General features: G+C 72.9%; 19 protein-coding genes and 1 pseudogene. 10 read left to right on the top strand and 10 right to left on the bottom strand.

Translation table 11 applies throughout. The features are described 5' to 3' along the window. Position 1 precedes the first annotated feature (1 nt). The 6 genes from ASC82_RS07635 to ASC82_RS07660 all read right to left on the bottom strand — a co-directional run bounded on the left by ASC82_RS07635 (position 2) and on the right by ASC82_RS07660 (position 6,468). Positions 2-592 (bottom strand): hypothetical protein, encoded by a 591-nt coding sequence (locus ASC82_RS07635; protein WP_199862493.1) that lies wholly within the window; start codon positions 590-592, stop codon positions 2-4. Further along, positions 579-2,216 carry a VWA domain-containing protein gene (locus ASC82_RS07640; RefSeq protein WP_056644817.1) on the bottom strand — a complete coding sequence of 546 codons (1,638 nt, stop codon included), beginning with the start codon at positions 2,214-2,216 and terminating at the stop codon, positions 579-581. The genes ASC82_RS07635 and ASC82_RS07640 overlap by 14 nt, the downstream gene beginning before the upstream one ends. Then, on the bottom strand, positions 2,216-3,439 hold the full coding sequence (locus ASC82_RS07645; RefSeq protein ID WP_079039141.1) for a toxic anion resistance protein: 1,224 nt from the start codon (positions 3,437-3,439) through the stop codon (positions 2,216-2,218). The genes ASC82_RS07640 and ASC82_RS07645 overlap by 1 nt, the downstream gene beginning before the upstream one ends. Beyond that, positions 3,436-4,566 (bottom strand): hypothetical protein, encoded by a 1,131-nt coding sequence (locus tag ASC82_RS07650; protein ID WP_199862494.1) that lies wholly within the window; start codon positions 4,564-4,566, stop codon positions 3,436-3,438. The genes ASC82_RS07645 and ASC82_RS07650 overlap by 4 nt, the downstream gene beginning before the upstream one ends. Before the next feature lie 219 nt (positions 4,567-4,785). Further along, positions 4,786-5,175 carry a hypothetical protein gene (locus ASC82_RS07655; protein ID WP_056643565.1) on the bottom strand — a complete coding sequence of 130 codons (390 nt, stop codon included), beginning with the start codon at positions 5,173-5,175 and terminating at the stop codon, positions 4,786-4,788. Positions 5,176-5,256: 81 nt separating this feature from the next. Further along, positions 5,257-6,468 carry a pyridoxal phosphate-dependent aminotransferase gene (locus ASC82_RS07660; protein WP_056643568.1) on the bottom strand — a complete coding sequence of 404 codons (1,212 nt, stop codon included), beginning with the start codon at positions 6,466-6,468 and terminating at the stop codon, positions 5,257-5,259. A 135-nt stretch (positions 6,469-6,603) separates the two neighbouring features. On the opposite strand from ASC82_RS07660, the gene ASC82_RS07665 reads away from it, so the two are divergent. The 4 genes and pseudogenes from ASC82_RS07665 to ASC82_RS07680 all read left to right on the top strand — a co-directional run bounded on the left by ASC82_RS07665 (position 6,604) and on the right by ASC82_RS07680 (position 11,644). Beyond that, positions 6,604-7,122, top strand: coding sequence for a hypothetical protein (locus tag ASC82_RS07665; RefSeq protein WP_157863453.1), 519 nt, complete (start codon positions 6,604-6,606; stop codon positions 7,120-7,122). 449 nt (positions 7,123-7,571) lie between these two features. Then, positions 7,572-9,593, top strand: a complete 2,022-nt coding sequence (locus ASC82_RS07670) for a bifunctional polysaccharide deacetylase/glycosyltransferase family 2 protein (protein WP_056644824.1) — start codon at positions 7,572-7,574, stop codon at positions 9,591-9,593. An 11-nt stretch (positions 9,594-9,604) separates the two neighbouring features. After that, positions 9,605-11,038, top strand: a complete 1,434-nt coding sequence (mptB, locus tag ASC82_RS07675) for a polyprenol phosphomannose-dependent alpha 1,6 mannosyltransferase MptB (protein WP_056643572.1) — start codon at positions 9,605-9,607, stop codon at positions 11,036-11,038. 176 nt (positions 11,039-11,214) lie between these two features. Further along, positions 11,215-11,644: pseudogene (locus tag ASC82_RS07680) on the top strand (glutaredoxin domain-containing protein). Positions 11,645-11,698: 54 nt separating this feature from the next. Here ASC82_RS07680 and ASC82_RS07685 read toward each other — a convergent pair. Both ASC82_RS07685 and ASC82_RS07690 read right to left on the bottom strand, forming a co-directional pair. Then, a complete protein-coding gene (locus tag ASC82_RS07685) occupies positions 11,699-13,294 on the bottom strand; it encodes a D-aminoacylase (RefSeq protein WP_056643573.1) in 1,596 nt (531 codons plus the stop codon). An 11-nt stretch (positions 13,295-13,305) separates the two neighbouring features. Beyond that, positions 13,306-14,634: an alanine racemase gene (locus tag ASC82_RS07690; RefSeq protein WP_199862509.1), complete on the bottom strand. Its 1,329-nt coding sequence runs from the start codon at positions 14,632-14,634 to the stop codon at positions 13,306-13,308. A 72-nt stretch (positions 14,635-14,706) separates the two neighbouring features. Between ASC82_RS07690 and ASC82_RS07695 the strand changes: the two genes are divergently transcribed. The 3 genes from ASC82_RS07695 to ASC82_RS07705 are packed head-to-tail and all read left to right on the top strand — an operon-like array spanning position 14,707 to position 17,194. Then, entirely contained in the window at positions 14,707-16,026 is a 1,320-nt protein-coding gene (locus ASC82_RS07695) for a sugar kinase (protein ID WP_079039142.1), read from the top strand. Next, on the top strand, positions 16,023-16,787 hold the full coding sequence (locus tag ASC82_RS07700) for an IclR family transcriptional regulator (protein ID WP_056643579.1): 765 nt from the start codon (positions 16,023-16,025) through the stop codon (positions 16,785-16,787). Before ASC82_RS07695 ends, ASC82_RS07700 begins: the two co-directional genes overlap by 4 nt. Next, positions 16,784-17,194, top strand: a complete 411-nt coding sequence (locus ASC82_RS07705) for a RidA family protein (RefSeq protein ID WP_056643581.1) — start codon at positions 16,784-16,786, stop codon at positions 17,192-17,194. The genes ASC82_RS07700 and ASC82_RS07705 overlap by 4 nt, the downstream gene beginning before the upstream one ends. A gap of 69 nt (positions 17,195-17,263) precedes the next feature. Here ASC82_RS07705 and ASC82_RS07710 read toward each other — a convergent pair whose 3' ends face one another. Together ASC82_RS07710 and ASC82_RS07715 are read right to left on the bottom strand one after the other, a co-directional pair. Then, the gene (locus ASC82_RS07710; RefSeq protein ID WP_056643583.1) at positions 17,264-18,631 is read right to left on the bottom strand and encodes a M14 family metallopeptidase; all 1,368 of its coding nucleotides are present in this window, start codon (positions 18,629-18,631) and stop codon (positions 17,264-17,266) included. A gap of 357 nt (positions 18,632-18,988) precedes the next feature. Beyond that, positions 18,989-20,704, bottom strand: a complete 1,716-nt coding sequence (locus tag ASC82_RS07715; protein WP_056644827.1) for a glycoside hydrolase family 18 protein — start codon at positions 20,702-20,704, stop codon at positions 18,989-18,991. Positions 20,705-21,191: 487 nt separating this feature from the next. Here ASC82_RS07715 and ASC82_RS07720 point away from each other — a divergent pair, with 487 nt between their 5' ends. From ASC82_RS07720 to ASC82_RS07730, 3 genes are all read left to right on the top strand, one after another. After that, the gene (locus ASC82_RS07720; protein ID WP_056643585.1) at positions 21,192-22,196 is read left to right on the top strand and encodes a hypothetical protein; all 1,005 of its coding nucleotides are present in this window, start codon (positions 21,192-21,194) and stop codon (positions 22,194-22,196) included. Between the two features lie 61 nt (positions 22,197-22,257). Next, positions 22,258-22,968, top strand: coding sequence for a Flp pilus assembly protein CpaB (gene cpaB, locus ASC82_RS07725; protein ID WP_056643587.1), 711 nt, complete (start codon positions 22,258-22,260; stop codon positions 22,966-22,968). Between the two features lie 7 nt (positions 22,969-22,975). Further along, complete coding sequence (locus ASC82_RS07730; RefSeq protein WP_056643589.1) at positions 22,976-24,229, top strand: P-loop NTPase; 1,254 nt, start codon at positions 22,976-22,978, stop codon at positions 24,227-24,229. Positions 24,230-24,232 lie beyond the last annotated feature (3 nt).

The raw sequence follows: 24,232 nt of genomic DNA on the forward strand, positions 1-24,232 counted from the left end.
ATCAGTTGCCGCGTCCCTCCACGTATTCCGTGTGGATGTGCTGACGGATCGCCTCCGCTTCCTGGAGGGCCGTGGCGATCGCCGTCGCCTCCTCGTGGAGCGCGGTCAGCTGCCGCTCCAGATGGCTCTCCGGCGCGTCGGCGCCCGAGGTGAAGCGGGACCACCACCGGGTCCGTACGAAGGTGTCGACGGCCTCCGGGACGTCCAGGCGGACCGCTCGGGCCAGGACGTGGAGGTGCTCCGGGTCGCTCACCCAGCCCGGTTCGAGCAGGGCCTCGATCAGGGTGTCGAGCGCGGTCAGCCGTTCGCGCAGGGCCGACGGCAGCTCCACCTCGGCCAGATACGCCCGCAGGGACGTGAAGTCGGCGCGCAGGGCGTCCAGTTGCTCGTCGGCGCTCGGGAAGTGCGGGGTGTCCGGGCGCTCGGGCGGGGCGATCAGCGCCCCCGCCCCGTACAGGCCCACGACCACCAGCGGCCACAGGGAGCCGGCGGCGCCGGTGAGGGTGAGCCCCAGGCCGGCCAGGCCCGCGGCGCAGCCCGTCAGGTTCTTGCGGGACTCGGCGTACCGCAGGAGGCGGTTACTGGTAGCCACGGATCTCCTCGAAGGCGCCGTCCAGCGAACCCTGTTGGGCGTCGAAGAGCTTGCCGCCGGTGAGGCTCGCGATGTGGTCGAGCTCGCCGCGGTCCGAATCCCCGAAGAGGATCGGGAAGACCGGGGTGCGCTGCTGCTCGGCGGGCAGGGAGCGGTAGAAGCCGTCGAAGGCGGAGGCCGGGTCGCCGTCGGTGTTCTCCCCGTCCGTCATGAGGACGATCGAGGTGAACGTGTCGGCGGGGGAGGCGCCGTCGCGGGACGTGCCGAGGAAGCGGTAGGCCTCCTGGACGCTGGAGTAGATCGCGGTGCCGCCGGAGGCCGAGAGGTTCCGTGCGTCGGTCCTGATCGCGTCGAGCGCCGCCGCCGGGGAGGCCGGGTCGACCGTGTGCGTACGGACCTCCGCCTGCTTCACCGCGGAGCCGAAGGGCATCAGGGTGACCTCCTCCCGGTCCCGGAAGTCGTCGGTGAGCTCGGCGAGTGCCGTCTTGAGGCGTTCGAGGCGATCGCCCGCCATGGAGCCGGAGGTGTCGAGGACGTAGACCGTGCGGGAGGGCCTGCGCAGGGTGTTGTCGTACGCGTCGAGCAGGCCGTCGGCGACGGCCCGGCTGCCGGGGAACGGCAGCTCGCGCCGCTGGTCCTCGGCGAGCGCGGAGGCCGGCGGGACGCCGAGGACGACCGGGCGGCGCAGGGTCGTCTCCGTGATCCGCCGCTGGGCGTCCGGCGTGCGCAGGTAGGTGGTGAGCCGGCCGGCCGCCTCCTTCGCCTCGGCGCGGGCGGAGGTGAGGAGGGTGAGCGGGTAGTCGGCGGTGACGACGCCGTCCGACGGCCGGATGACGGTGAGCTTCCCGGGCGCGGACAGCAGCACCGACTCGTAGTTGACGAGCGCGTCGACGTCGGCGCGGCGGCCGTAGGCGGTCGCGAGCCAGCCGGAGGAGCCGGAGGTCAGCTTCTGCCCCGCGAAGAACTCCTTCAGGCGGGGCGTGGCCCGGGTGACGTCCTGCTCCGTGAGGGCGGACTGGGCGCCGGAGAGCCCCGAGGCGACCGAGACGAGCGCGGAGAAACCGGAGTTGGAGCGCATCGGGTCCGTCATGCCGTACGTCAGCTTCTTCTCGGCCACCGCCTTGTGCAGCTGCGACCAGGTGACCTTCGCCGGGTCCCAGCCGAGGCGGGCGACGGCGGCGGGCCGCACGCCGAGGGCCACCGGCGAGGTCATGATCGAGGTCTCGCCGGTGATCCTCTTGGCGGTGTCGGGGCGGAGCCTGAGGTAGTCGTTGGAGGAGAGCCAGATCGCGTCGTAGGCCTTCTCCGCCTCGCCGGAGGCGATCTGCTCGACGGCGTCGAGGGTGCCGGCGTAGGTGGGGCGGACGGTGACGCCGGTGGCCTTGCGGGCCTCTTCCAGCACGGGGGCCATGTCGGCCAGCTCGGACGAGGCGAGGACCCGCAGGGTGCCGGGGGCGTAGCTCTTGCCGTACCGGTCGATGGGCGGGGTGCCCTGGCCGCCGGAGGAGCTGTTGTCGATCGTGGAGCAGGCGCTGCCGGTGGCCGTGACGAGCAGGGTGAGGGCCAGGCCGGCGAGGGCCCGGGCCAGGGAGCGGGGGCGGGAGCGGCGTCGGGGGGTGGTGATCACGAGAGGCCGCCGCCTTCCAGGGCGCTGGTGCGGCGGCTGCGCTCCAGGTGGGAACCGGCCACCTGGAGCTCCGCCGTCAGGGACTCGACCGTGGCCGCCATCGACTCCGTCGCCCGCACCTTGTACGTGTCGATGGCGTCGAGCGTCGAGTAGATCTGTTGGAACGCCGTGCGGAGCGTCTCCGCGCCCACCGCCGGGTTCGCCGCGATCTCGTGGATGTCGTCGGCCTGCTGCGACAGCATCGCGGCGTTGCCGAGGATCAGGTCCTCCGTCGTCGAGCGCAGGACGTTGACCTGCTCGGTGACCTTGCGCTGGTTCTCCAGGGCGGAGGCGAGCATGACCGCGATCCGCAGGGCCGTCAGGGTCGTCGACGCCGCCCGGTCCACGCCCTTGATCAGCTCGTCGTTGTTGCGGCGGACCACGTCCATCGCCATGTACCCCTGGGCGCAGACGGCGAGTTGGGTCAGCAGGTCCTGGTGCTTCTGCCGGACCGGGAAGAGGACGTCGGCGCGCAGCGCGTCCGCCTGGGCCTGGTCGGGGGTGAGGGCGACGTGCTCCTCCACGGCCGCGTCGAGGGCCTCGGTGAGCACCGCGTACTCCTGGAGCTTGCCCATGGTCTCCCACAGGCGGGCCCGCTCGGTCTGCAGCGCGGCGTTGTCGCGGCGCAGTTCGTCCTGGCCGCCGCGGAGCGAGCCGATGATCCGGTTCAGAGTGGCTTGCGAGGAGGCGTACTTGGCGACGTGGTCGCGCAGTTTGTTGCCGCCGGGGAGCTTGGAGAGCAGCCCCTTGATGCCCTTGGCGGGGGTGTCGCGGGGGTCCAGGTCCTCGACCGTGCGCCGGAGTTCGACGAGCGAGGCGCCGACCCGGGTCTGGGCGTCGCCGCCGGGCGCGCCGGTGCCGAGGGAGCGGACCGTGCGGTCGAGCATGCGGTTCGACTGCTGGGCGGCGGAGCGCATCTCGCCGGCGCCGAGGGCCGCGATCTCGCCGATGCGGCCCGAGAACTCGGGGGAGCGCGGGTCGAGGCCGGAGAGCGAGCCGACGTACTCCACGGCCCGCCGGGACATCTCGGTGCGGGTGGCCTCGTCCAGCGGCACGAGGCCGGCGGCGGCCTGCTCGGAGCGGACGGGCGCCACCGGCTCCGGCGGGGTGAGGACGAGCGGGCTGTCGTTCCCGGGCGGTGTCAGGGCCATCGTTCTTCTCGGATCCTCGGGTGTGGTCATGCGGTGTCCCCCTGGTCACGGGCCCGCAGCGCCATCTCGTGCAGCACCTTGCCGGTGGGCACGGGCGCCTGGCGGACACCGGTCAATGTCTGGTTGAGGTAGGCGGCGTGGCCGGTCGTGGCCGCGGTGAACTCGCTCCCCGCGCCTTGCGGGCGGAAGCCGTGGCGGACCGCGAGCTTGCGCAACTCGGGGTCGGTGGAGAGGAGTTCGCCGAGCGCCCGGCCGTTCTCGGTGAGCGGTACGAGGGTGTGGTCGCTGTTGACGGTGGTGTCCGGGTAGAGGACGACGAGGTCGCCCATGGGCCGGCCCGCGAGGAGCTGGGCGGCGACCTGGGACTCGTACACCAGGACGAGCGGGTTGCCGACGCCGCTGATGAAGTCGCGGAACGGAGCGTCGGAGCCCGCCTGTTGGGCGCCCTGCACCTGGATCAGCTTGCGCATGAGCGGCGCGGTGCGGGTCACGGCGGCCACGTCGCCCGCGACCTTCCCGCCGTCGGCGACGTAGCTCGCGGCCGCCAGGTAGAGGGCGCCGGAGTTGGAGGCGACCGGATCGGTGGAGGTGATGAAGAGGGTGCCGCTCAGCTCGGCGTGCCCGGCGGAGCCCTCCAGCTGCTGCCAGGTCCGGTCGGCGCGGGCGGCGGCCAGGTAGGCGTCCATCTTCAGGGTGCCGGTCGTTCCGCGCTCGCCGAGGGTCGCGAGGCCGTTGCCCGCGAGGACCCGGGCCGCCGTGCTGTGCGCGACGACGACGAGCGGCGAGTAGAAGGGCCGCAGGGGGGCGGTGGCCGCCTTGTCCTTCGTCTTCGCCTTCGCGCGGAGCCCGTCGGCGGGTCCCCTGGAGGAAGGGAAGGCGAAGTCGTAGCCGTCGAGGGGCAGTTCTTCCATATCCCAGGACCCGGAGGTCTCGGTGCCCACGGTGAAGCCCTTGGCGGCCAGCGCCTTCACGACCTGTGGGTCGGCGAAGAACTCCGCCTTCTCCGACCCGATGACTCCTCGCACGGTCTTCGTTGCCGTGCCTGTGTCCTTGTCGCCGCCCGTCACGAGGACGGCGGCCACGCCGCCGAGGAGAAGGACGGCCAGGACGATTCCCAGGATGCGTCTCACGCGGGCAGCGTGCTCGCGGAAACCCACATTCCAGGGGGAGTTGGGTGTACGGGGGGTGAAGTGCCGATCCCGGTACCGAACCGGAGCGGGGGGTGCCGGATGGGAGTCGGTGGCCTTGGTGGTCCCGGGTGGGTGGCGCCCGGTCCGAGGCGTGTCGGGTCCGGTGGGTGGCGCCCGGTCCGAGGCGTGTCGGGTCCGGTGGGTGGCGCCCGGTCCGCGCGGTTCGTGCCGCGCGGACCGGGGCCGTCAGGGGGCGCCGACCAGGGTCTCCCCGGCCAGTGCCGCGGTGTGCGCGTCCATGCGCCCTGCGGCGAGGATCGCGGCGGCCGTGTCGGCCCGGGAGGCGGCGACGACCAGGGCGCGGCCCGCGAGGGCGTGCGCCTTGTGGTGCAGGTCCCGCGCGGGCGAGCCGCTCAGACCCGCGTGGCGGGCGGGCGGTGCGCCGCGCAGCCGCGCCACCTGGCGGGCGATGAGCTCGCCCGCCTCCGTGTCGCCGAGCTCGTCGGTGACGGCGAGCAGGGCGGCGAGGTGTCCGGCGAGCTGGATGTCCAGCTCCTCCTCGCGGGAGCGGTGCGGGTACGCGTGGTCGTCGTCGGCCATCCGGTGGACCGACTTGGTGCGGATCGGTTCGTACATGGGGATGGCCTCCTGAGTGCTCTGGGAGCCATCCTAGCTTAGATTCGGTCTAAAGTTGAGCGTTGTCCGGGTGTGATGGGGTCAGGGCTGGCTGTAGCCGTCGAGGAACCGGCCGATCCGCGTCACGGCGTCCGCCAGGTCCGCCGCCGCGGGCAGCGTGACGATCCGGAAGTGGTCCGGCTCGTGCCAGTTGAAGCCCGTCCCGTGCACGACCATGATCTTCTCGGCCCGCAGCAGGTCCAGGACCATCTGCCGGTCGTCCTTGATCTTGTAGACGTTCGGGTCGAGGCGCGGGAAGAGGTACAGGGCGCCCTTCGGCTTCACGCACGTCACGCCCGGGATCTGCGTCAGCAGCTCGTACGCCGTGTCGCGCTGCTCGAGCAGCCGCCCGCCCGGCAGCACCAGGTCCTCGATCGACTGCCGGCCCTGGAGGGCGGCGGCCACGGCGTGCTGCGCCGGCATGTTCGCGCAGAGGCGCATGTTCGCGAGGATCGTGAGGCCCTCGATGTACGAGGACGCGTGGTGCTTCGGACCGCAGACCGCCAGCCAGCCGGAGCGGAAGCCCGCCACCCGGTAGTTCTTGCTCATCCCGTTGAAGGTGAGGCAGAGGAGGTCGGGGGCGATCGCGGCGGTCGGCGTGTGCGTCGTGCCGTCGTAGAGGATCTTGTCGTAGATCTCGTCCGAGCAGACCACCAGATTGTGGCGGCGGGCGATCTCCGTCAGGGAGCGGAGCATCTCGTCGTCGTAGACGGCGCCCGTCGGGTTGTTCGGGTTGATGATCACGATCGCCTTGGTGCGGTCGGTGATCTTCCGCTCGATGTCGGCGAGGTCCGGCATCCAGTCGGCCTGCTCGTCGCAGCGGTAGTGCACGGCCGTACCGCCCGCGAGCGAGACCGAGGCGGTCCACAGCGGATAGTCCGGGGCCGGTACGAGGACCTCGTCGCCGTCGTCGAGGAGCGCCTGCATCGACATCTGGATCAGCTCCGAGACGCCGTTGCCGAGGTAGATGTCCTCGACGGAGAGCGGAATGCCCTTCGTCTCGTAGTGGCTCATCACCGCACGGCGGGCCGCGAGCAGGCCCTTCGCGTCGCCGTAGCCGTGCGCCTCGGAAAGGTTGCGCAGCACGTCCTCGAGGATGGCGGGCGGACACTCGAAGCCGAAGGCCGCCGGGTTGCCCGTGTTGAGCTTGAGGATGCGATGACCCGCAGCCTCCAGCCGCATCGCCTCTTCGAGCACCGGACCCCGGATTTCGTAACAGACGTTGGCGAGCTTCGTGGACTGGATCACCTGCATGTCGAGAGCTTACGGCGGGGCGGGGCGGGACGCCTCGTGTTTTGGGACACGTCGGACAGCGGCTATGTCATCGGAGACTGTCCGGAATGTGTGTGGACTCGCGCCGCACTGATGTGCTCCCTACAATGCGCGCACATGAGCCACCAGGACAACAGCGTCTTCGTCGACGCCTCGGGGCGACGCGGCCGCTTGGTGCGGTGGAGCGCTGCCGGAGTGGGTGTGGCGTGCCTCGGATTCCTCGGCATCGTCATCGCCGGATCCTTCGGTGCCGGACCCGCGGGAGGGCCGCTGCCCTGGGCCGACGAGGAGCGGCGGGACGCCCCTGCGCTCATCCAGCCGACCCCTGCGACGTCCGGGGACGGGGACGGCGAATCCGAGGGCACGCCGAAGCGCACGGGTACCCCGCGCGGCACGGCGGACGCCTCCGGAACCTCTGCCACGCCGACATCGACGCCGGCATCGGCATCGACGCCGACGGTCGAGGCCACGACCTCGGCCCCGGCGCCCAGCACCAGCACCTCCGCGACCCCGACGGTCCCCTCGCCCACGGCCACCCCAGGTGGCGGTGGCGCGGGCGGGGGCGGCGGCGAGACGACCGACACGGGTCCCGGCAAGGCCGACGAGGCCCCGGGCGCCACGAAGAGACCCAGGTGAACGACTTCGGGCGCGAGGGGTCCGGGCGCGAGGAGCCCGAGTACGAGGGCTCCATGCACTCCGACCATTCCCGGGCGCACACCGCCGGGCAGGGGTACGCGTACGGCCACGGCTACGGAGGCACGTACGAGGACCCCGCCCACCAGGGGCAGGCCGACGCGGAGCCGTACCGGCACCCGTCCGGGACGTACGGGTCGTACGGGCAGGGCGCCGCGCCCGCGACCCCGGAGCCGTACACCCCCTACGCCCCGGACGCCCCGTCCGCGTATGCCATGGACCGTACGTACGAGACGTACGAGACGTACGAGACGTACGAGACGTACGAGACGTATGAGACGTACGAGGCTCCTGTTCCCCCTGTCACCTCCTCCCGGCCGGCCACGCCCGCCCAGCCCGGCGCGCCCCGCACACGGCACGCGCTGCGGCGGGACCCGCGGGCCCACTGGGCGATGCTCTGTCTGCTCCTCCTCGTCGCGGCCACCGCGCTCGTCTTCGCCGGATACGGCCGCCACGAGATAGCCGCGACCGCGCCGCCGCGGCCCCACTGTCCCACCGCCCCCGAGCCCCGCGGCGAAGGCCCGGTCGTCCAGGTGGACGAGAACGGCATCGTGCGCAGCGCCACCCCGCCCGACGGCACGGTGGCCCTCACCTACGACGGCGGGCCGAGCCCCGACTGGACCCCGCGTCTTCTCGACGTCCTCGCCGCACGCCACGCGAAGGCGACCTTCTTCCTGACCGGCTCCGAGGCCGCCGCCCACCCCGACCTCGTCCGCCGTATCGTCGCCGACGGCCACGAGCTCGGTTCGCACACGTACACCGACGTCGACCTCGCCCAGGTCTCGGCCGCCCGCGCCGACCTGGAGCTCTCCTTCACCCAGAACGCGCTCGCGGCGAGCACCGGCCTCGGCACCCGCCTGCTGCGGCTGCCGCACACCACCGGCCTCGCGACGCTCTGCGCCGACCAGTGGGAGGCCGGCCGCCGGGCCGCCGGGGCCGGCTACGTCCTGGTGACCGCCGACGGGAAGTCCGTCCTCCAGCTCACTGGCTCCCCGCAGGCCGTCGACGAGACCGAGAACCTCCTCACGCGCGCCGGCGGCGCCACCCGTCACACCTCCGTCGGCCAGGCCCTCGGGATCTCCGACACCACGTACCGCGTCTCCACGTTCGCCGAATGGAAGGGCGCCGCGTTCGTCCAGGCCCAGGCCGCGTCCCGGGGCTTCGCCGACGCCATGACCGGGCTGCTCGTCGTGGCCGGTGTCATCACCGCCGTCCGGCTCGCCCTGCTCATCGGCGTCGCCCGCGTCCACGTCCGGCGTACCCGGTCCCGCCGCCGCCGCGGCGCGCCCCGGCTGCCGCCTGTCACCGAGCCGGTCTCGATCCTCGTCCCCGCCTACAACGAGGAGGCCGGGATCGAGGCGACCGTCCGCTCCCTGCTCGCCTCCACGTACGGCGCGATCCAGGTCGTGGTCGTCGACGACGGCTCCTCCGACCGCACCTTCGAGATCGCCGAGTCCATCGACGATCCGCGGGTGATGGTCGTGCGCCAACCCAACGCGGGCAAGGCCGCCGCCCTCAACACCGGCCTCGCGTGGGCCCACCACGACATCGTCGTGATGATCGACGGCGACACGGTCTTCGAACCGGACGCGGTACGCCGCCTGGTCCAGCCGCTCGCGGACCCCCGCGTCGGCGCGGTCAGCGGCAACACCAAGGTCGGCAACCGGCAGGGCGTCCTCGGCCGGTGGCAGCACCTGGAGTACGTGATCGGCTTCAACCTCGACCGGCGGATGTACGACGTCCTGGAGTGCATGCCCACCGTCCCCGGTGCCATCGGCGCCTTCCGCAGGGACGCGCTGGCCGGTGTCGGCGGGGTCAGCGAGGACACCCTCGCGGAGGACACCGACCTGACGATGGCGCTGTGCCGGGCCGGCTGGCGCGTCGTGTACGAGGAGTCCGCCATCGCGTGGACGGAGGCGCCGTCCACGGTCCGGCAGCTGTGGAAGCAGCGCTACCGGTGGTGCTACGGCACCCTTCAGGCGATGTGGAAGCACCGCAGGGCGGTCGTCGAGAGGGGCCAGTCGGGCAAGCTCGGCCGCCGGGGCCTCCTCTACCTGCTGCTCTTCCAGACGGTGCTGCCGCTGCTCGCTCCGCTGGTCGACGTCTTCGCCGTCTACGGCCTGTTCTTCCAGGACCCCGGGCAGGCGCTGGGGGTCTGGATCGGTTTCACGGCGGTACAGGTCGGCACGGCCGTGTACGCGCTCCGCCTGGACAAGGAGCGGTTCGAGCCGATCTGGACCCTCCCGCTGCAGATCGTCGTCTACCGCCAGCTCATGTACCTGGTCGTCGTCCAGTCGGTCGTCACCGCGCTCCTCGGCAGCCGGCTGCGCTGGCACCGGATGCACCGCACGGGTACGGCCACGGAGACCCTGGAGCGGACGGGGGCGGCGTCCGGGGGACGGCCCGCGGGATAGGTTGGCACGTCATGTGGGTTTTCAGTGCCTCCGGATGCCGGTGGCTGGGTGCTGCCGGATCGCTCGCCGTCGCCGTGGGCGGGTGGGCCGCCGGGACGCTGCCCGTACGCGGCGGCTGGGGCCTGTGGGAGCCGCGCGGCTCCGCGCTCACCCTGGCCGGCGCCCTCCTCGCGTATCTCGGCCTGACCCTGCTCGTCGCCGCCTGGTGGCGGTACGGCGTGCTGCTCGCCCGCGGCGTGCGGGACGGGGTACTCCGGACCCTGGCCCTCTGGACCGCGCCGCTGCTCCTCGCCCCGCCGCTCTACAGCGCCGACGTCTACAGCTACATCGCGCAGGGCGCGATGGTCCTCGAAGGCCACGACGTGTACGGGGGCGGGCCCTCCGTCCTCGGCCCCGGCGACCTCGGCGCCGACGCGGCGGCGAGCGTCGGCGGCCACTGGACCGACACCCCGGCCCCGTACGGCCCGGTCTTCCTGCTCCTCGCCGAGGTCGTCGTGAAGGCGACCGGCGGGGCGGTCGTGCCGGCCGTCCTCGGGATGCGGCTGATCGCCCTGGGCGCGCTCGCGCTGATCGTCTGGGCCGTACGGGGGCTCGGCGGGGGAGCCGGGGGCCGGGACGGGGCCGTGTGGCTGGCCGCGCTCAACCCCCTCCTGCTGATCCATGTCGTCGCCGGAATGCACAACGACGGGCTGATGATCGGCCTCATGCTCGGCGGCGTGCTCCTCGCGGTGCGCGGGCGGTGGGTGCTCGGCTGCGTCCTCGTCGGCCTCGCGATGATGGTGAAGTCGCCGGCGGCGGTGGCCCTGCTGTTCATCGGCGTCATGATCGCGCGCCGGGACGGCGGCGCCCGGGGTGTGGCGAAGGGGCTCGTGCTGCCGGGGCTCGTGGCGGGCGCGGTCGCCGTGGGGGCGACACTGGCCGCCGGGACCGGGTTCGGGTGGCTGCGGACGCAGAGCGTCGCCGGGGCGATCCACACGGCGCTCTCGGCGACGAGCGACCTCGGGCTCGGCCTCGGGCTGCTCGTCGCGGACGATCCCGACCCCGTGAAGGGCGTCGTCCAGAAGCTGGGCCTCGCCGTCGCCGTCGCGGTCATCCTGGTGCTCGCGTGGCGGGCGTGGCGGGGGGTGCTGGATCCGGTGCTGGGGCTCGGGCTCTCACTGGTGGCGCTCGTCGCGCTCTCGCCGATGGTGCAGCCGTGGTACCTGCTGTGGGGGACGGTCGTCGTCGCGGCGGTCGCCTGGCGGAGCCGGGCGGGTCAGCTGCTGATGGTGCTGTCGGCGGCGCTCGTGTACGAGACGGCGCCGTCGGGCCGGACACCCTGGTACGGGTTCGTGCTGGCGGGGGTAGTGGTGGCGGTGGGTCTCGTGTGGATGCGGCGTGAGCGGTGGGCCGCCGCCGCACCGGCCGGCGGGCAACCGGGCGCCGAGAGCGTCCGGGTCCGATAACGGACCCAGAGCCTCAGAGAGCGTCGGGGCCTCAGAGCATCAGAGCGTCGGGGCCGATGCCTTCCGGGTCCACTAGACCCTCCCGGGCCACTAGACCCTCCCGGGTCCACTGGATCCTCCGGGCCCACTGAACCCTCCGGGCCCGAAAATCTCCCGGCGCGCTACCCTCCGGCACCATGATGCGTGCCTGGATCCTGCCGGTGCTGTTGCTGCTCTGCGGTGTGCTCGCCGCGGCGGGGCGGGCCGCCGAGCCCCGGCGGGGCCGTCGCCTTCCTGCTGCTGTTCGTTCTGCTCGCCGCCGCCACCTCACCCCTGGTCTTCCCGCGGTCGACCGGGGCGGCGGAGGCCCGGCGCCGCGCCGCGGCCGACGGCCGCCCGGTCGTCTACTGGCGGCCGGGCTGCGCGTACTGCCTGCGGCTGCGCGTGCGGCTCGGCGGCCGCGCCCACCGGGCGCACTGGGTCGACATCTGGCGCGACCCGGCGGCCGCGGCGGTGGTGCGGGAGGCCACCGGCGGCGACGAGACGGTGCCGACCGTCGTCGTGGCGGGCCGGGCCCATGTGAACCCCGACCCGGCCTGGGTGCGCGACCAGCTGGCTCGCCGGTAGGGCGTGTCCGGCGGACCATGGCCGGGGTCGCGGCGCTGATCCGCCGGGCACCCCCTAGGCAGGGCTCCGCCGGATCGCGCGGCCCGCCAGGACGTCCGTGCGCCGGCCGTCATCCATGACGAATCTGCCGTCGACCAGGACGTGCGGGATGCCCGTCGGGAGGGTGCGGGGGGCGGCGTACGTCGCTCCCGACGCGACCGTCTGCGGGTCGAAGAGGACCAGGTCCGCCACGTAGCCCTCGCGGACCAGGCCCCGGTCCGGGAGGCGGAGGCGGGCCGCCGGGCGGGAGGTCAGGTGGGCGACGCACTCCTCCAGGGAGAGGACGCCGAGCTCGCGCACGTACCGCCCCAGGTACTCCGGGAACGTGCCGTACGCGCGCGGGTGCGGCTTGAGGCCCTGGAGGATGCCGTCCGAGCCGCCCGTGTGGACCCGGTGCCGCATGATCGTCCGGACGTTCTCCTCGTGGCCCACGTGCTGGAGGATCGTCGTGCCGAGCCGGTCGTCGAGCAGGAGCCGGCGGGCCGTGGCCCAGCTGTCCACCCGGCGGCCCACGTGCTCCACGAGGCCCGGTTCGGTCACGCCCGCGATCTCGATCGTGTCCCAGTCGACCGGCACGCCGTGGCAGCCGTCCGAGCCGGTGACTTCGAGGTGGTGGCGGATCCGCTCCGCCGTCTCCTCGTCGCGCAGGCGGGTCAGGACCGCCTCAGGGCCGCCCTCGCTCGCCCAGCTCGGGAGGACGGCGACGAGCGTGGTGCTGCCGGGCGTGTACGGGTACGTGTCGAGGCTGATGTCCGCGCCGGCGTCGAGGGCCTCGTCCAGGAGGGCCAGGAGCTCCGGCGCCCTGCCCTTGTTCACGCCGAAGTTCATGGTGGCGTGGGCCAGGTGGAGGGCGCAGCCGGCCTCGCGGGTGAGGGCGACCATCTCCTCGTACGCCTGGAGGGCGCCCGCGCCGTACGAGCGGTGGTGCGGGCAGTAGTAGCCGCCGTACGCTGCCACGACCCGGCAGAGTTCGGTGAGCTCGGAGTCCGGCGCGTACATGCCGGGGGTGTACGTCAGGCCGGAGGACATGCCGACCGCGCCCTGCTCCAGGCCCTCGGCGACGAGCTGCCGCATCCGGTCCAGCTCGGACGCGGTCGCGGGGCGGTCCTCCCAGCCGACCGCGTACATCCTGACCGTCCCCTGGGGGACGAGGTACGCGGCGTTGACCGCGATGCCCCGGCCGCCGTGCGCGCCGTCGAGGCGGTCCAGGTACTCGCCGACCGTGCGCCAGTCGAGGTCGAGGTCGGAGCCGTCGCCGTTCCAGCCGGTGATCGCCCGCCGGACCTCGCCGAGCGTGCGGTCGTCGACCGGCGCGTACGACAGGCCGTCCTGGCCCAGGACTTCGAGCGTCACGCCCTGCGCGGCCTTCGCCGCGTGGCCGGGGTCGCGGAGCAGCGCGAGGTCGCTGTGGGCGTGCATGTCGATGAAGCCGGGGGAGAGCGCGAGGCCCTCGGCGTCCACGACGCGGCGGGCGGTGGGGCGCTGGCAGCCGGCGGCCGCGCCCTCCTTGACGATCGCGGCGATCCGGCCGCCGTCGATCGCCACGTCGGCCCGGTAGGAGGGGCCGCCGCTGCCGTCGACCACCTCCACGTCGCGGAAGACGAGGTCCATGCCGACTCCTTCTAGAAGTACGTGCGGATGTAGTCGACGACCGTGCCGTCCGCCTCGACCAGCGGGATCAGCTGCCACTTGTCGAAGGACGTGCACGGGTGGGACAGGCCCATGCCCACCCAGTCGCCGACCTCGACGTCCGCCTCGGGGGCCGTGCGGAGCCAGGCGTGCTGGTCGGAGAGGCCCGTGACGGTGACGCCCTCGGCGGCGCGGACCTCGCCCGTGCGGGCGTCGCGGACGACCTGCGCCTCGGGGAGATGGAGGTCGTAGGCCGCGTCCCGCTTGCCCGCGTTGGTGAACGCCTGCTCGGGGGTCGGGCGGGAGACGACCTGCGACCAGAGCCTGAACGCGGGCTGGAGCGCGCCCTCTTCGGGGACCCGGTTGAAGGGGGTGAGGTTGCGGTACTGGCCGTCGTCGTGCGACACGTAGGCGCCCGAACGCAGCAACTTCAGCGTCGGGAGGGAGAGTTCGGGAAGCTCGGCGAAGACGTCGGCGACCGTGTCGAACCAGGCGCTGCCGCCCGCGCTCACGATGATCTCGCCCGCGTCCGCCGAGAACCTGCCCGCCTTGTCGAACTCGACCGCCAGCGCGGTGAGTCGGCGCAGCCAGGCGTCGACCCGCTCCGGCGTGGCCTGCGGCACCTCGCCCTCGTACCCGGCGACACCGACGAGGCGGAGCGTGGCCGTGGCGGCCACGGCGTCGGCGACGGCCGCGCACTCCGCCTCCGTACGGACGCCGGTACGGGCTCCCTCGCCGGCCCCGAGCTCGATGACGACGTCGACCGGGCGGGCGTCCGCCGGGCGGCCCGCGCCGGCCGCGCGGAGCGCCTCGTCCATCAGCTCCACGCCGCGGACCGAGTCGACGTAGCAGACGAAGCGGAAGTCCGGGTCGGCGTCGAGCTCGGCGGCCAGCCAGCGCAGGGCGACGGCGTCGACGAGCTCGTTGGCGAGGAAGATCCGGGAGACGCCGTGGACGCGGTAGACGCGGGCCTGGTGGGGCACGGCCGCGGTGATGCCCCAGGCGCCGTGCTCCAGTTGGCGGTCGAAGAGCTGGGGGGCCATCGAGGTCTTGCCGTGCGGGGCGAAGGCGAGGTTGTGGCGCTCGGCGTAGACCTCCAGGAGGCGGAGGTTGTGCTCGACGGACTCGGCGGAGAGCGCGAGGACGGGGGTCGTGAAGCCGCCGGTGAAGAGGGAGCGGCGCTGCGCCGCCAGCTCGCCGACGGTCAGGCCCTCGGCGTCCGGGGGCAGCCCCTTGAAGCGGTGGTCGACTCGCTCGTTCGCCAGGTCGGGCACGGGGCCTCCTCGTCCAGCGTTGCAGCAACTGCAACGGTCATTGCGCATCTTGCTCATGGCTGTCTAACATCCGGGCCAAGGCCGGGTCAATGGACCCGTAGGAGCGCGGGGAGCACCAGAGTGACCGGAACCCCGTCCGCAGTGACCGGAACCCCGTCCGTGGGCGCCGTCCCGGACGTCGTCTGCCTCGGCGAGTCCATGGTCGCCTTCCTCCCCTCCCGGCCCGGCCGCCTCGCCGACGTCCCCTCCTTCGCCCGCGCGATCGGCGGTGCCGAATCCAACGTCGCCTGCGCCCTGGCCACCGCCGGACACCGCGTGAAATGGGTCGGCCGCGTCGGCCGGGACGGCTTCGGCCTGCACCTGGTGGAGACGATCGGCGCGTACGGCGTCGACGTCACGGCCGTCGGCCACGACCCGCACCGGCCGACCGGCGTCTACTTCCGCACCGACGAGGACCGCGCCACCGAAGCCCACGAGGTCGCCTACTACCGCGCCGGCTCCGCCGCCTCCGCGATGTCGCCCGAGACCGTCCCGTACGACACCGTCGCCGACGCCCGGATCCTCCACCTCACCGGCATCACCGCCGCACTCTCCGCCGACTGCCTCGCCCTCGTACGCGAACTCACGGCCCCCCGCCCCGGGCGCCCCCTCGTCTCCTTCGACGTCAACCACCGGCCCGGCCTGTGGCGCGACGGCGGCGCCCCCGAGGTGCTCCTCGAACTCGCCCGGCGCGCGGACCTGGTCTTCGTGGGCGAGGACGAGGCGAGGGTGCTGTGGGGGGTCCGCGATCCGGCCGCGATCCGGGGCGTGCTGCCGGAACCGGCGGTTCTTGTGGTGAAGGGGGGCGGGGAGGGGGCGGTCGTGTTCGAGCGCGGCGCGGCTTCTTCCCCCACCCCGCCCCTTCCCGAACCAGGGGCAGGCCCCCAGACCCCCGTACGGCCTGCGGCCGTGCCCTCGAACGCCGGGCGGGCTGAAATTCAGCCCCGCCGGCGTTCGAGGCGCGGGGGTCCGGGGGCGGAGACCCTGGTTCGGGAAGGGGCGGGGTGGGGAACGGCCCCGCACACCCCCGCCCCCGACACCGTCACCTCCGTCCCCGACACCGTCACCCCCGCCCCCGACACCGTCACCTCCGTCCCCGCCCCCCGGGTCGACATCGTCGCGCCCGTCGGCGCCGGGGACGCGTTCGCCGCCGGGTTCCTCTCCGCCACCCTCCGCGGCCTCGACACCACCGCGCGGATCCGCCACGGCCACCTCATGGCCGCCGCCGCCCTCACCGTCCCCGGCGACGTCGCCGTCCCGCCCCGCCGCGCCCACGCCGACCGGCTCGCCGCCCTCGACGCGCGCGCCTGGGGGACACTTCACCTCGGCCCCGGCTGGACGGGGGACGACCAGGAGGGCCCCGACCGGTCGGGGGACGACCAGGAGGTACGTACGCCATGAGCCAGACCGTCGACCGGGCGCTCAGCATCCTGCCGCTGCTCGCGCAGGGCCCCGCCGACCTCGGGCAGGTCGCCGAGCGGCTCGGCGTCCACAAGTCGACCGCCCTGCGCCTGCTGCGCACTCTCCACGAGCACGGTCTCGTCCACCGCCAGCAGGACCAGCGCTACCGCCTCGGCGCCCGCCTCTTCGCCCTCGCCCAGGAGGCCGTCGAGAACCTCGACGTCCGCGAGATCGCCCACCCCTACCTCGCCGCGCTCAACGAGCAGATCGGGCACACGATCCACCTCGCCGTGTACGAGGAGGGCGAGGTCCTCTACATCGACAAGGTCGAGAGCCGCTACCCGGTCCGGATGTACTCCCGCATCGGCAAGCCGGTCGCGATCACCGTCGCCGCCGTCGCCAAGCTGCTCCTCGCCGACCTGCCCGAGCCCGAGCGCCGCGCCGTCGCCGCGAAGCTCGACTACCCCCCGTACACGCCCCGTTCGACCCCGAACGCCGCCGCCTTCCTCAAGGAGCTGGCGACCGTACGCGAACAGGGATGGGCCACCGACCTCGGCGGCCACGAGGAGTCCATCAACTGCGTGGGCGCCCCGATCCGCGGCGCCGACGGCCGGGTCGTCGCCGCCATGTCGGTCTCGGCGCCCAACGTGGTCGTCACGGCGGAGGAACTCCTCACGCTCCTCCCGCTGGTGCGCCGCACCGCCGACGACATCAGCCGCGAGTACTCCGGCACCACCCCGACGAAGGAAGCCAGCGCATGACCGAGAAGATCGCCCTCACGCCCGCCACCCACACCGCGCCGCCCGCGAAGTTCTCGCACGGCGTGCGGAAGGGCAACATCCTCCAGGTCGCCGGCCAGGTCGGCTTCCTCCCGGCCGTCGAGGGCCAGGCCCCGACGGTCGCGGGCCCGACCCTGCGCGAGCAGACCCTCCAGACCTTCGCCAACGTCAAGGCGATCCTGGAGGAGGGCGGCGCGAGCTGGGACGACGTCATGATGATGCGCGTCTACCTCACCGACGTGGACCACTTCGCCGAGATGAACGCGATCTACAACCAGTACTTCGAGGAGCAGGGCCTCAAGGCCCCCGCCTCCGCCCGGACGACCGTGTACGTCGGGCTCCCGGCCGGCCTCCTCATCGAGATCGACGCGCTCGCCGTCCTCGGCTGACCGCAGGCGGACAGGGGAAGGGCGCCCCGGCGTGCCGCCGCCGGGGCGCCCTTCATGCCGTGCCGATCGTCAGGCCGTGCAGTACTGCGCCTGCTTGCCGATCGAGCGGTACATGCAGTCGGCGTTCTCCAGGAGCTGGAGGACGGCGTCGCGGTTGCGGCTCGTCTCGCGCTCGATGACCTCGTCGGGCGGGTAGAACCCGCCGCCGCCGGACGAGGACGGGTACATCTCGAAGGTGTACCCGAAGATCCGGTGCGTGCCCCACAGGTAGTCGTCGATCGAGCCGTCCGTGATGTAGAGGTCGCTGGACTGCTCGGGCGTGTAGCCGTTGCTCGCCGCCATCTTCCCGCCGACGGTCGCGAAGGCGTCGCGGTCGTCCTGGGTCATGCCGGTGGTGGTGTTCGCGGTGGTCCAGCCGAAGGGCCAGAGGACCAGCTCGCTGTAGGTGTGGAAGTCGATGGCCGCGGTGATCTGCTGCTTGCCGCCCACCGTCCGCGAGCGGACGAAGTCGGCGACGACCTTCACCTCGGGGGCCGACTCGGGGGCCGTGCCGCGGTACGTCTCGGAGCTCTTGGAGGACGAAGAGCCGCCGCAGCAGCCCCACTTGTAGTTCCAGTTCCGGTTCATGTCCGTACCGATGTACGAGGAGCCGGAGTTGGGCTGGCGGTTCTTGCGCCAGCTGCGGTACGAGCCGGAGGCGATGTCGTACTCGCCGCCGTCCGGGTTGAGGTCCGGGACGATCCAGATCTCGCGCCCGTTCACGGCGTTGGTGACCCGGGAGTCGGTGCCGTACCCCGCGCCGAGCTCGCGCAGCAGGTAGAGCGCCATCTCGACCGTGAGGTGCTCGCGGGCGTGCTGGTGGTGGGTGAAGAGGACCTCGGGCTCGCTCTCGTCGGTGGCGACGTTGTCGCTGATCTTGATCGCGATGATGTCCCGGCCCTGGTAGGACTTTCCGATGACCTGCTTACGCATGATCGACGGGTACTGGGCGAGCCGCTGGTCGATCTCGGCGTTCATCTCCGCGTAGTTGTGGTACCTCGCGTCGGCGGAGGGGAAGTCGAGCGGGCCGACGGCCTGGTCGTGGGCCAGGTCCTCGGCGGTGCTGCGGTTCGGCGGGCCGGGGAGGGCGACCGGCTTGTAGCCGAGCGCCCTGAGGTTCCTCAGCTGCTCGGTGTTGGCGCTGACGACGACCGAGCGGGCGTCGACCTCGTCGATCGAGACGCCGGTGGCGGTGAGTGCGGTGCGGGCGGCCGGGGTGGACGGTCCGGCGATCTCGTACTGCCGGATCACCTCCTCGGCGCCGACGGCGATCCGGGCGGCGGTCGGCGCCGGGTCGGCCCCGGCGGGTGAGGAGAGGGCGGAGAGGGGCGCCGCGAGGGCGAGCGCCACGAGGGCCGCGAGGGTGGCGGACCTTCTGCCGCGGGTGGGACGTCGCATGGTGTCTCCTGGGTGGGGAGTGTGGGGGAGTGCGACAAACTCGTGCGGGTGTCCGGCCACATGGTGGAGGCATGTCATGGACCGGTCAAGACGATGACTTCGGCCATACCGGCCCGCGCGGGGGACCCAGGTCGGCAGATACGTCATCGAGCACAAGCTAGGTGACGGCGGCGCGGGAACCGCCCACCTGGCCCGATCGCGCGGCGGGCGCGCCGCCGAGCCGGGGGCCGCACGGCCGGAACTCGCCCCTGGCCCGCCCCCTGGGCCGCCCCGGGCCCACCCTTCGGGCTTCGCGTGGCGTAAACGCGACGCAGCGCCGCCGGGGGAGCGGCGGCGCTGCGCGGGATCCCCGTACCGCTAGGGGAGGTTGTGGACGTGCGGGCCGACGGCGTTCGACCAGGCGTTGCCTGCCGTCGCGTCCCAGTTGGTCGACCAGGTCATCGCGCCGCGCACGGTCGGCCAGGCCTGGGCGGGCTTGTAGGTGCCGCAGCCGGTGAGCTTGGTCAGGCAGTCGAGCGCGTTCTTCACGATCTGCGGGTCGACGTAGCCGCTGCCCGCGCCCCGGCTGGAGGCGGGGACGCCCAGGCCGACCTGGGACGGGTCGAGACCGCCCTGGATCTGGATGCAGGCGAGCGCGGTGAGGAAGTCCACCGAGCCCTGGCTGTAGACCTTGCCGTCACAGCCCAGCATCGAACCGCTGTTGTAGTACTGCATGTTGACGACCGTGAGGATGTCCTTCACGGCGAGCGCCGTCTTGAAGTACTCGGTGCCCGTGCTCTGCATGTCGATGGTCTGCGGGGCCATCGTCAGCACCATCGACGAACCGGCCTTGGCGGAGAGCTGGCGCAGCGCCTTGGTCAGGTACGTGGAGTTGATGCCGTGCTCCAGGTCGATGTCGACCCCGTTGAAGCCGTACTCCTGCATCAGGGCGTACGCGCTGTTCGCGAAGGCGGTCGCGGAGGCGTCACTGTTGATCGTGACGTTCCCCTTCTCGCCGCCGACCGAGATGATGACGGACTTGCCGGCCGTCTTCTTCGCGGCGATGTCCGCCTTGAAGTCGGCGGTGGAGGCGTAGCCGACGGCCGGGTCGAGGTTGAAGACGATCTGGCCGGGCGTGGTGGTCGAGTCGGCGAAGGAGACGGCGATGATGTCGTACTGCGACTGGACGTCCCGCAGCTTCTGGACGGTCGCGCCGTTGTTGAAGTTCTGCCAGTAGCCGGTCAGCGCGTGCTTCGGGACGGCCGGGCCGGGGCCCGGGTCGGTCACCTTGGCGGTGCGGGCCGACACGGCCGCGGACTTCGCGGACTCGCCCGCGGAGTTCGTCGCGGCGACCTGGAACTGGTAGGCGGTGTCGGCGGTGAGGCCGGTGACGGTGGTCGAAGTGCCGGTGACCACCTGGGGGTTGGCGCCGTCGCGGTACACCTTGTAGCCCGTGGCGCCGGAGACCGCGCCCCAGCTGAGGGCGACGGAGCTCGACGTGACCGTGCCGGCGGCGAGGCCTGCGGGGGTGGCCGGGACGACCGGGTCGGGGTCCTGGCCGCCGCCCCCGTCGGGGCCGAAGACGCTCACGTCGTCGACGACGTAGGGGGAGGTGCCGTACCAGCCGTGCGTGTAGATCTCGACCGAGGTGGTGCTCGCCCCGGTGGTGAAGCTGGTGGTGAGCTGCTTCCAGGCGGCGCTGTCGGGCGTCCAGGTGGAGACGCTGCCCGTGCCGGTCCCGGTGCCGCTCGCGCCGAGGTAGGCGTACCCGCCCTGGACCCAGGCGCTCAGCGTGTACGTGGAGTTGGGCTTCACGGCCACGGTCTGCACGCACTTGGCGTTGTCGAGACCGGCCGGGGTGGCCTTCAGGGCGCCGGCGCCGGTGCGTACCGGCGTGGAGACGGCGGCGCCGCTTCCCGCGGAACAGGACCAGTTGGCGAGGCCGCTCTCGAACCCGGCGTTCTTGGCGACGTTGACGTCGGCCGCCTGGGCGGTGCCGGCTCCGCCGACGAGGACGAGCCCGGAGCCGACGGCGAGCGCGAGGGCTCCGCCGAGCCAACGGCGTCCGTGCGGGCGGGTGGTGGTGCGGTCCACGTGCATCCTCCGGTGGGGGAGTTGGGGATGTGGAGGTGCCGTACGTCGTCGTACGGAGGGCTCGTACGGGGGTACGAGGCTGGTGCGGGGGTGCGGACGGTGGCCACCGTTGTCGGAACAAGCTGGTCCAGACCAATCGCGTTGTCAAGACCTCTGGCAGCAAGGGGTGGTCGCCGGGGGGAAGTCGCGGCGGAGGGGTGGGCGAGTGGTCTGCCGGTGAGGTTCCGCGTCGGGTCATTGGAAGGCCCGCTGGTCGGGCCACTCGTCGGGCCGCCGCCTGGGCCGCTGTGTGGAGCGCTTTTCGGCCACTTGTCGAGCCGGGAAGTGGACCCAAGAAAGTCGGGGGAGCTTGGCGGATTGTGTGTTCACCACCCCGGGTGACGTGGATAAAGTGCAGAGGCGGCGGCGCCCTGCGGTGACGCCGCGAACGCGGTAGGTGATCTGCGGCCCCGGGGAATCCCGAGGCCGGAGGGGACGGGGGTCTGACGTGCCGACAGCGATCGCGGTCACCAGCGCCGACCTGGTGCTGCCGCCCAGCGACCCGCAGACGCCCGACGCCGCCGTGCTCCCGGCCCCCGAGGCGCGGTCCCTCGACGCCTCCGTCGCCGACATGCAGCAACTCCTCCTGCGGTACGGAAGCGTGGTCGTCGTCTGCCCCACCTCCGCCCCCGCCGCCGTCGAGCGCCGTCTGTACGCCGTCCGGGGCCTCCTCGAAAGCGACCGGATCGCGCTGGTCAGGACCGACCTGCCGCCGCTCGGCGCGGCCGTGCTCGTCCGACAGCTCCGACAGCTGGCGGCCTGCGACTTCAGCCCCGGCGTGCTCGCCTCCGCCGCCAGGCTGCTCGCCCACTACATCTACGCGGGGGCCGTACTGGGCTCCGTCTCCCGCCTCGACCGCGTACCCGTCAGCCTCTCCTCCCACCTCAAGGGCTGGCTGCCCGGCGCCCACTTCGCGGTCCTCGCCGGGCCCACGCCGCAGATCGTCCGGCTCGGCGGATCGGGCGACCAGCGCCTGGCGGGACCGGAGTTCGCCACACAGCTCCTCGTCGCCCGCGGCCAGCTCCAGACCGACTGGCCCGCCACCGCACTCGTCCCCGCCTGGCGGATCCAGAACCCCGCCCAGGAGACCGCGCTTCCCGAGACCTCGCCCGGCTGGTGGGGCACGGGCAAGCTCGTGGAGTTCGTCGCGTACCTCCCCGACCTGCCCGTCCTGTACCAACTCGTCGCCTCCGTCAGGCGCGAGACCTGTCACTGGTGCGGGATGGAGCTCATCGGCGACCGCTGCGGCTTCTGCGCGTCGCCCCTGACGGCCCTCGCCGCGCCACAGGCCGCCATGGCCCGGGGCACGACCCAGGCGCTCGGCGCGGCTCGCGGCCCGGCTCCGGCACTCGACCCGGTTCCGGCCCGCGGCACCACCAGAGCCCTCGGCGCCGCACGGGCCCTCGACGCCGCGGCCGCCGCACCCGCGATCGATCCCCGCACCGTCCCGTGAGCGTCGCCGCGCGCCACCCCCGCCCGCCCAGACCCACGTCTCCGATCGAGGAAGTACGGCCATGAACTCCCGCCAGCGCCGCGGCGTGATCCTGTTGCTGCTCTCCGTCCTGTGCGCCCTCGGCGCCTTCGCAGGCGTCCTCACGGTCATCAGCGACGTGAACGCGAAGGTCGGCCCGGAGGTCACCGCGTACCGGCTCAGCGAGAACGTGAAGCCCTACGCCACCCTGAACGCGGGCCAGTTCGAGAAGATCACCATGCCCGAGCGCTGGCTCTCCGCCACCGCCGTCACCGATCTCCGCCAGATCGAGGGCAAGATCGCCGTCACCGAGCTCAAGGAAGGCTCCCTGCTCCAGACCGACATGATCGTGGAGCGGCCCGAACTCAAGCCGGGCGAGCAGGAGATCGCGATCATGATCGACGCGGCCACCGGCGTCGCCGGAAAGATCACCGCGGGTGCCACCGTCAACATCTACGCCACCTTCGAGGGCGAGAAGAAGGACGACCCCTCCCAGTCGCGGATGATCGTCGCCGGCGCCCGCGTCCTCTCCGTCGGCAAGCTCACCCCCATCAGCGACAGCTCCGACCGCACGAGCCGCGGCGCCACCGCGGCCGTCCCCATCAGCTTCGCCCTCTCCACCCTCGACACCCAGCGCGTCGCGTACGCCGAGTCCTTCGCCGAGCACGTACGCCTCGCCCTCGTCGCCCCGACCACGGGCGGCGCCCCGGCCGACCAGCGCGACCGCACCTACACGCTCGACAAGGACAAGTGAGGCCGGTATGACCACCAGGATCCTGCCGGCCGTCGGGGACCCCGACGCGGCCCGGTCCGTCGTCACCCTGCTCAGCCAGCTTCCCGACGCCGAACCCGCCGCGCCCGTCACCGACTCCACCCAGCTCGTCGACACCCTCGCCCGGCTCGCCGCCGAGTCCCTCGACGAACTCCCCGAGGTCGTCCTCGTCCACGAGCGGATCGGCCCCGTCCCCGCGCTCGACGTCGTCCGCGAGGTCGCCCTCCGCTTCCCCGCCGTCGGCGTCGTCCTCATCACCGCCGACGCCAGCCCCGTCCTCTTCTCCGCCGCCATGGACTCCGGCGCCCGCGGACTCGTCACCCTCCCCCTCGGCTACGAGGAACTCGCCAGCCGCGTCCAGGCCGCCGCCCAGTGGTCCGCCGGGGTCCGCCGCCACCTCGGCGCCGGGGCCGAACTCGCCACCGGCCCCGGCGGCACCGTCGTCACCGTCAGCGGCGCGAAGGGCGGCGTCGGCACCACCGTCACCGCCGTCCACCTCGCCCTCGCCGCCCGCGCCTCCGGCCGCAGCGTCGCCCTCCTCGACCTCGACCTCCAGGGCGGCGACATCGCCTCCTACCTCGACGTCCAGTTCCGGCGGTCGGCCGCCGACCTCGCGGCGATCACCGACATCTCGCCCCGCGTCCTCCAGGACGCCGTCTACGTCCACGAGACCGGCCTCGCCCTCCTCCTCGCCCCCGCCGAGGGCGAGCGCGGCGAGGAGGTCACCGACCGCGCCGCCCGCCAGATCGTCAGCGCCCTGCGCGCCCGGCACGAGGTCGTCGTCGTCGACTGCGGCTCCCAGCTCACCGGCGCCAACGCCGCCGCGATCGAGATGTCCGACACCGCGCTCCTCGTCACCACCCCGGACGTCGTCGCGGTACGGGCCGCCAAGCGGACCGTACGGATGTGGGAACGCCTCCAGGTCCGCAAGGCCGAGGAGACCATCACCCTGGTCAACCGCCACCACCGGTCCACCGAGATCCAGCCACCCCTCGTCCAGAAGATCACCGGCACACGCACGGCGGGCGTCTCCGTCCCCGCCAACTTCAAGGAACTCCAGGCCGTCGTCGACGCGGGCCGACTCCACGACCTCGACGCGAAATCGACGGTCAAGCAGGCGCTGTGGGCCCTCGCGGGCGAACTGGGCCTCGTCCAGCCCACGGCCCCGGCGGCCGGCAAGCAGCTCGCCCGCGCCGGCGACCGCGGCTCCCTCGGCCTGCGCCGCCGCACCGGAGGCCGCTGAGCC

The sequence above is a fragment of the Streptomyces sp. Root431 genome, assembly GCF_001426585.1.
In the GTDB taxonomy this organism is placed as follows: domain Bacteria; phylum Actinomycetota; class Actinomycetes; order Streptomycetales; family Streptomycetaceae; genus Streptomyces; species Streptomyces stackebrandtii.

What these genes read in the sequence shown, in the direction of transcription:
- ASC82_RS07665 (WP_157863453.1), top strand. Translation starts at nt 6,604, where the DNA reads ATGAGCCACCAGGACAACAGCGTCTTCGTCGACGCCTCGGGGCGACGC.
- ASC82_RS07710 (WP_056643583.1), bottom strand. Translation starts at nt 18,631, where the DNA reads ATGCGACGTCCCACCCGCGGCAGAAGGTCCGCCACCCTCGCGGCCCTC.
- ASC82_RS07670 (WP_056644824.1), top strand. Translation starts at nt 7,572, where the DNA reads ATGCTCTGTCTGCTCCTCCTCGTCGCGGCCACCGCGCTCGTCTTCGCC.
- ASC82_RS07645 (WP_079039141.1), bottom strand. Translation starts at nt 3,439, where the DNA reads ATGACCACACCCGAGGATCCGAGAAGAACGATGGCCCTGACACCGCCC.
- cpaB (WP_056643587.1), top strand. Translation starts at nt 22,258, where the DNA reads ATGAACTCCCGCCAGCGCCGCGGCGTGATCCTGTTGCTGCTCTCCGTC.
- ASC82_RS07690 (WP_199862509.1), bottom strand. Translation starts at nt 14,634, where the DNA reads ATGCGCAATGACCGTTGCAGTTGCTGCAACGCTGGACGAGGAGGCCCC.
- ASC82_RS07655 (WP_056643565.1), bottom strand. Translation starts at nt 5,175, where the DNA reads ATGTACGAACCGATCCGCACCAAGTCGGTCCACCGGATGGCCGACGAC.
- mptB (WP_056643572.1), top strand. Translation starts at nt 9,605, where the DNA reads ATGTGGGTTTTCAGTGCCTCCGGATGCCGGTGGCTGGGTGCTGCCGGA.
- ASC82_RS07660 (WP_056643568.1), bottom strand. Translation starts at nt 6,468, where the DNA reads ATGCAGGTGATCCAGTCCACGAAGCTCGCCAACGTCTGTTACGAAATC.
- ASC82_RS07685 (WP_056643573.1), bottom strand. Translation starts at nt 13,294, where the DNA reads ATGGACCTCGTCTTCCGCGACGTGGAGGTGGTCGACGGCAGCGGCGGC.
- ASC82_RS07730 (WP_056643589.1), top strand. Translation starts at nt 22,976, where the DNA reads ATGACCACCAGGATCCTGCCGGCCGTCGGGGACCCCGACGCGGCCCGG.
- ASC82_RS07705 (WP_056643581.1), top strand. Translation starts at nt 16,784, where the DNA reads ATGACCGAGAAGATCGCCCTCACGCCCGCCACCCACACCGCGCCGCCC.
- ASC82_RS07700 (WP_056643579.1), top strand. Translation starts at nt 16,023, where the DNA reads ATGAGCCAGACCGTCGACCGGGCGCTCAGCATCCTGCCGCTGCTCGCG.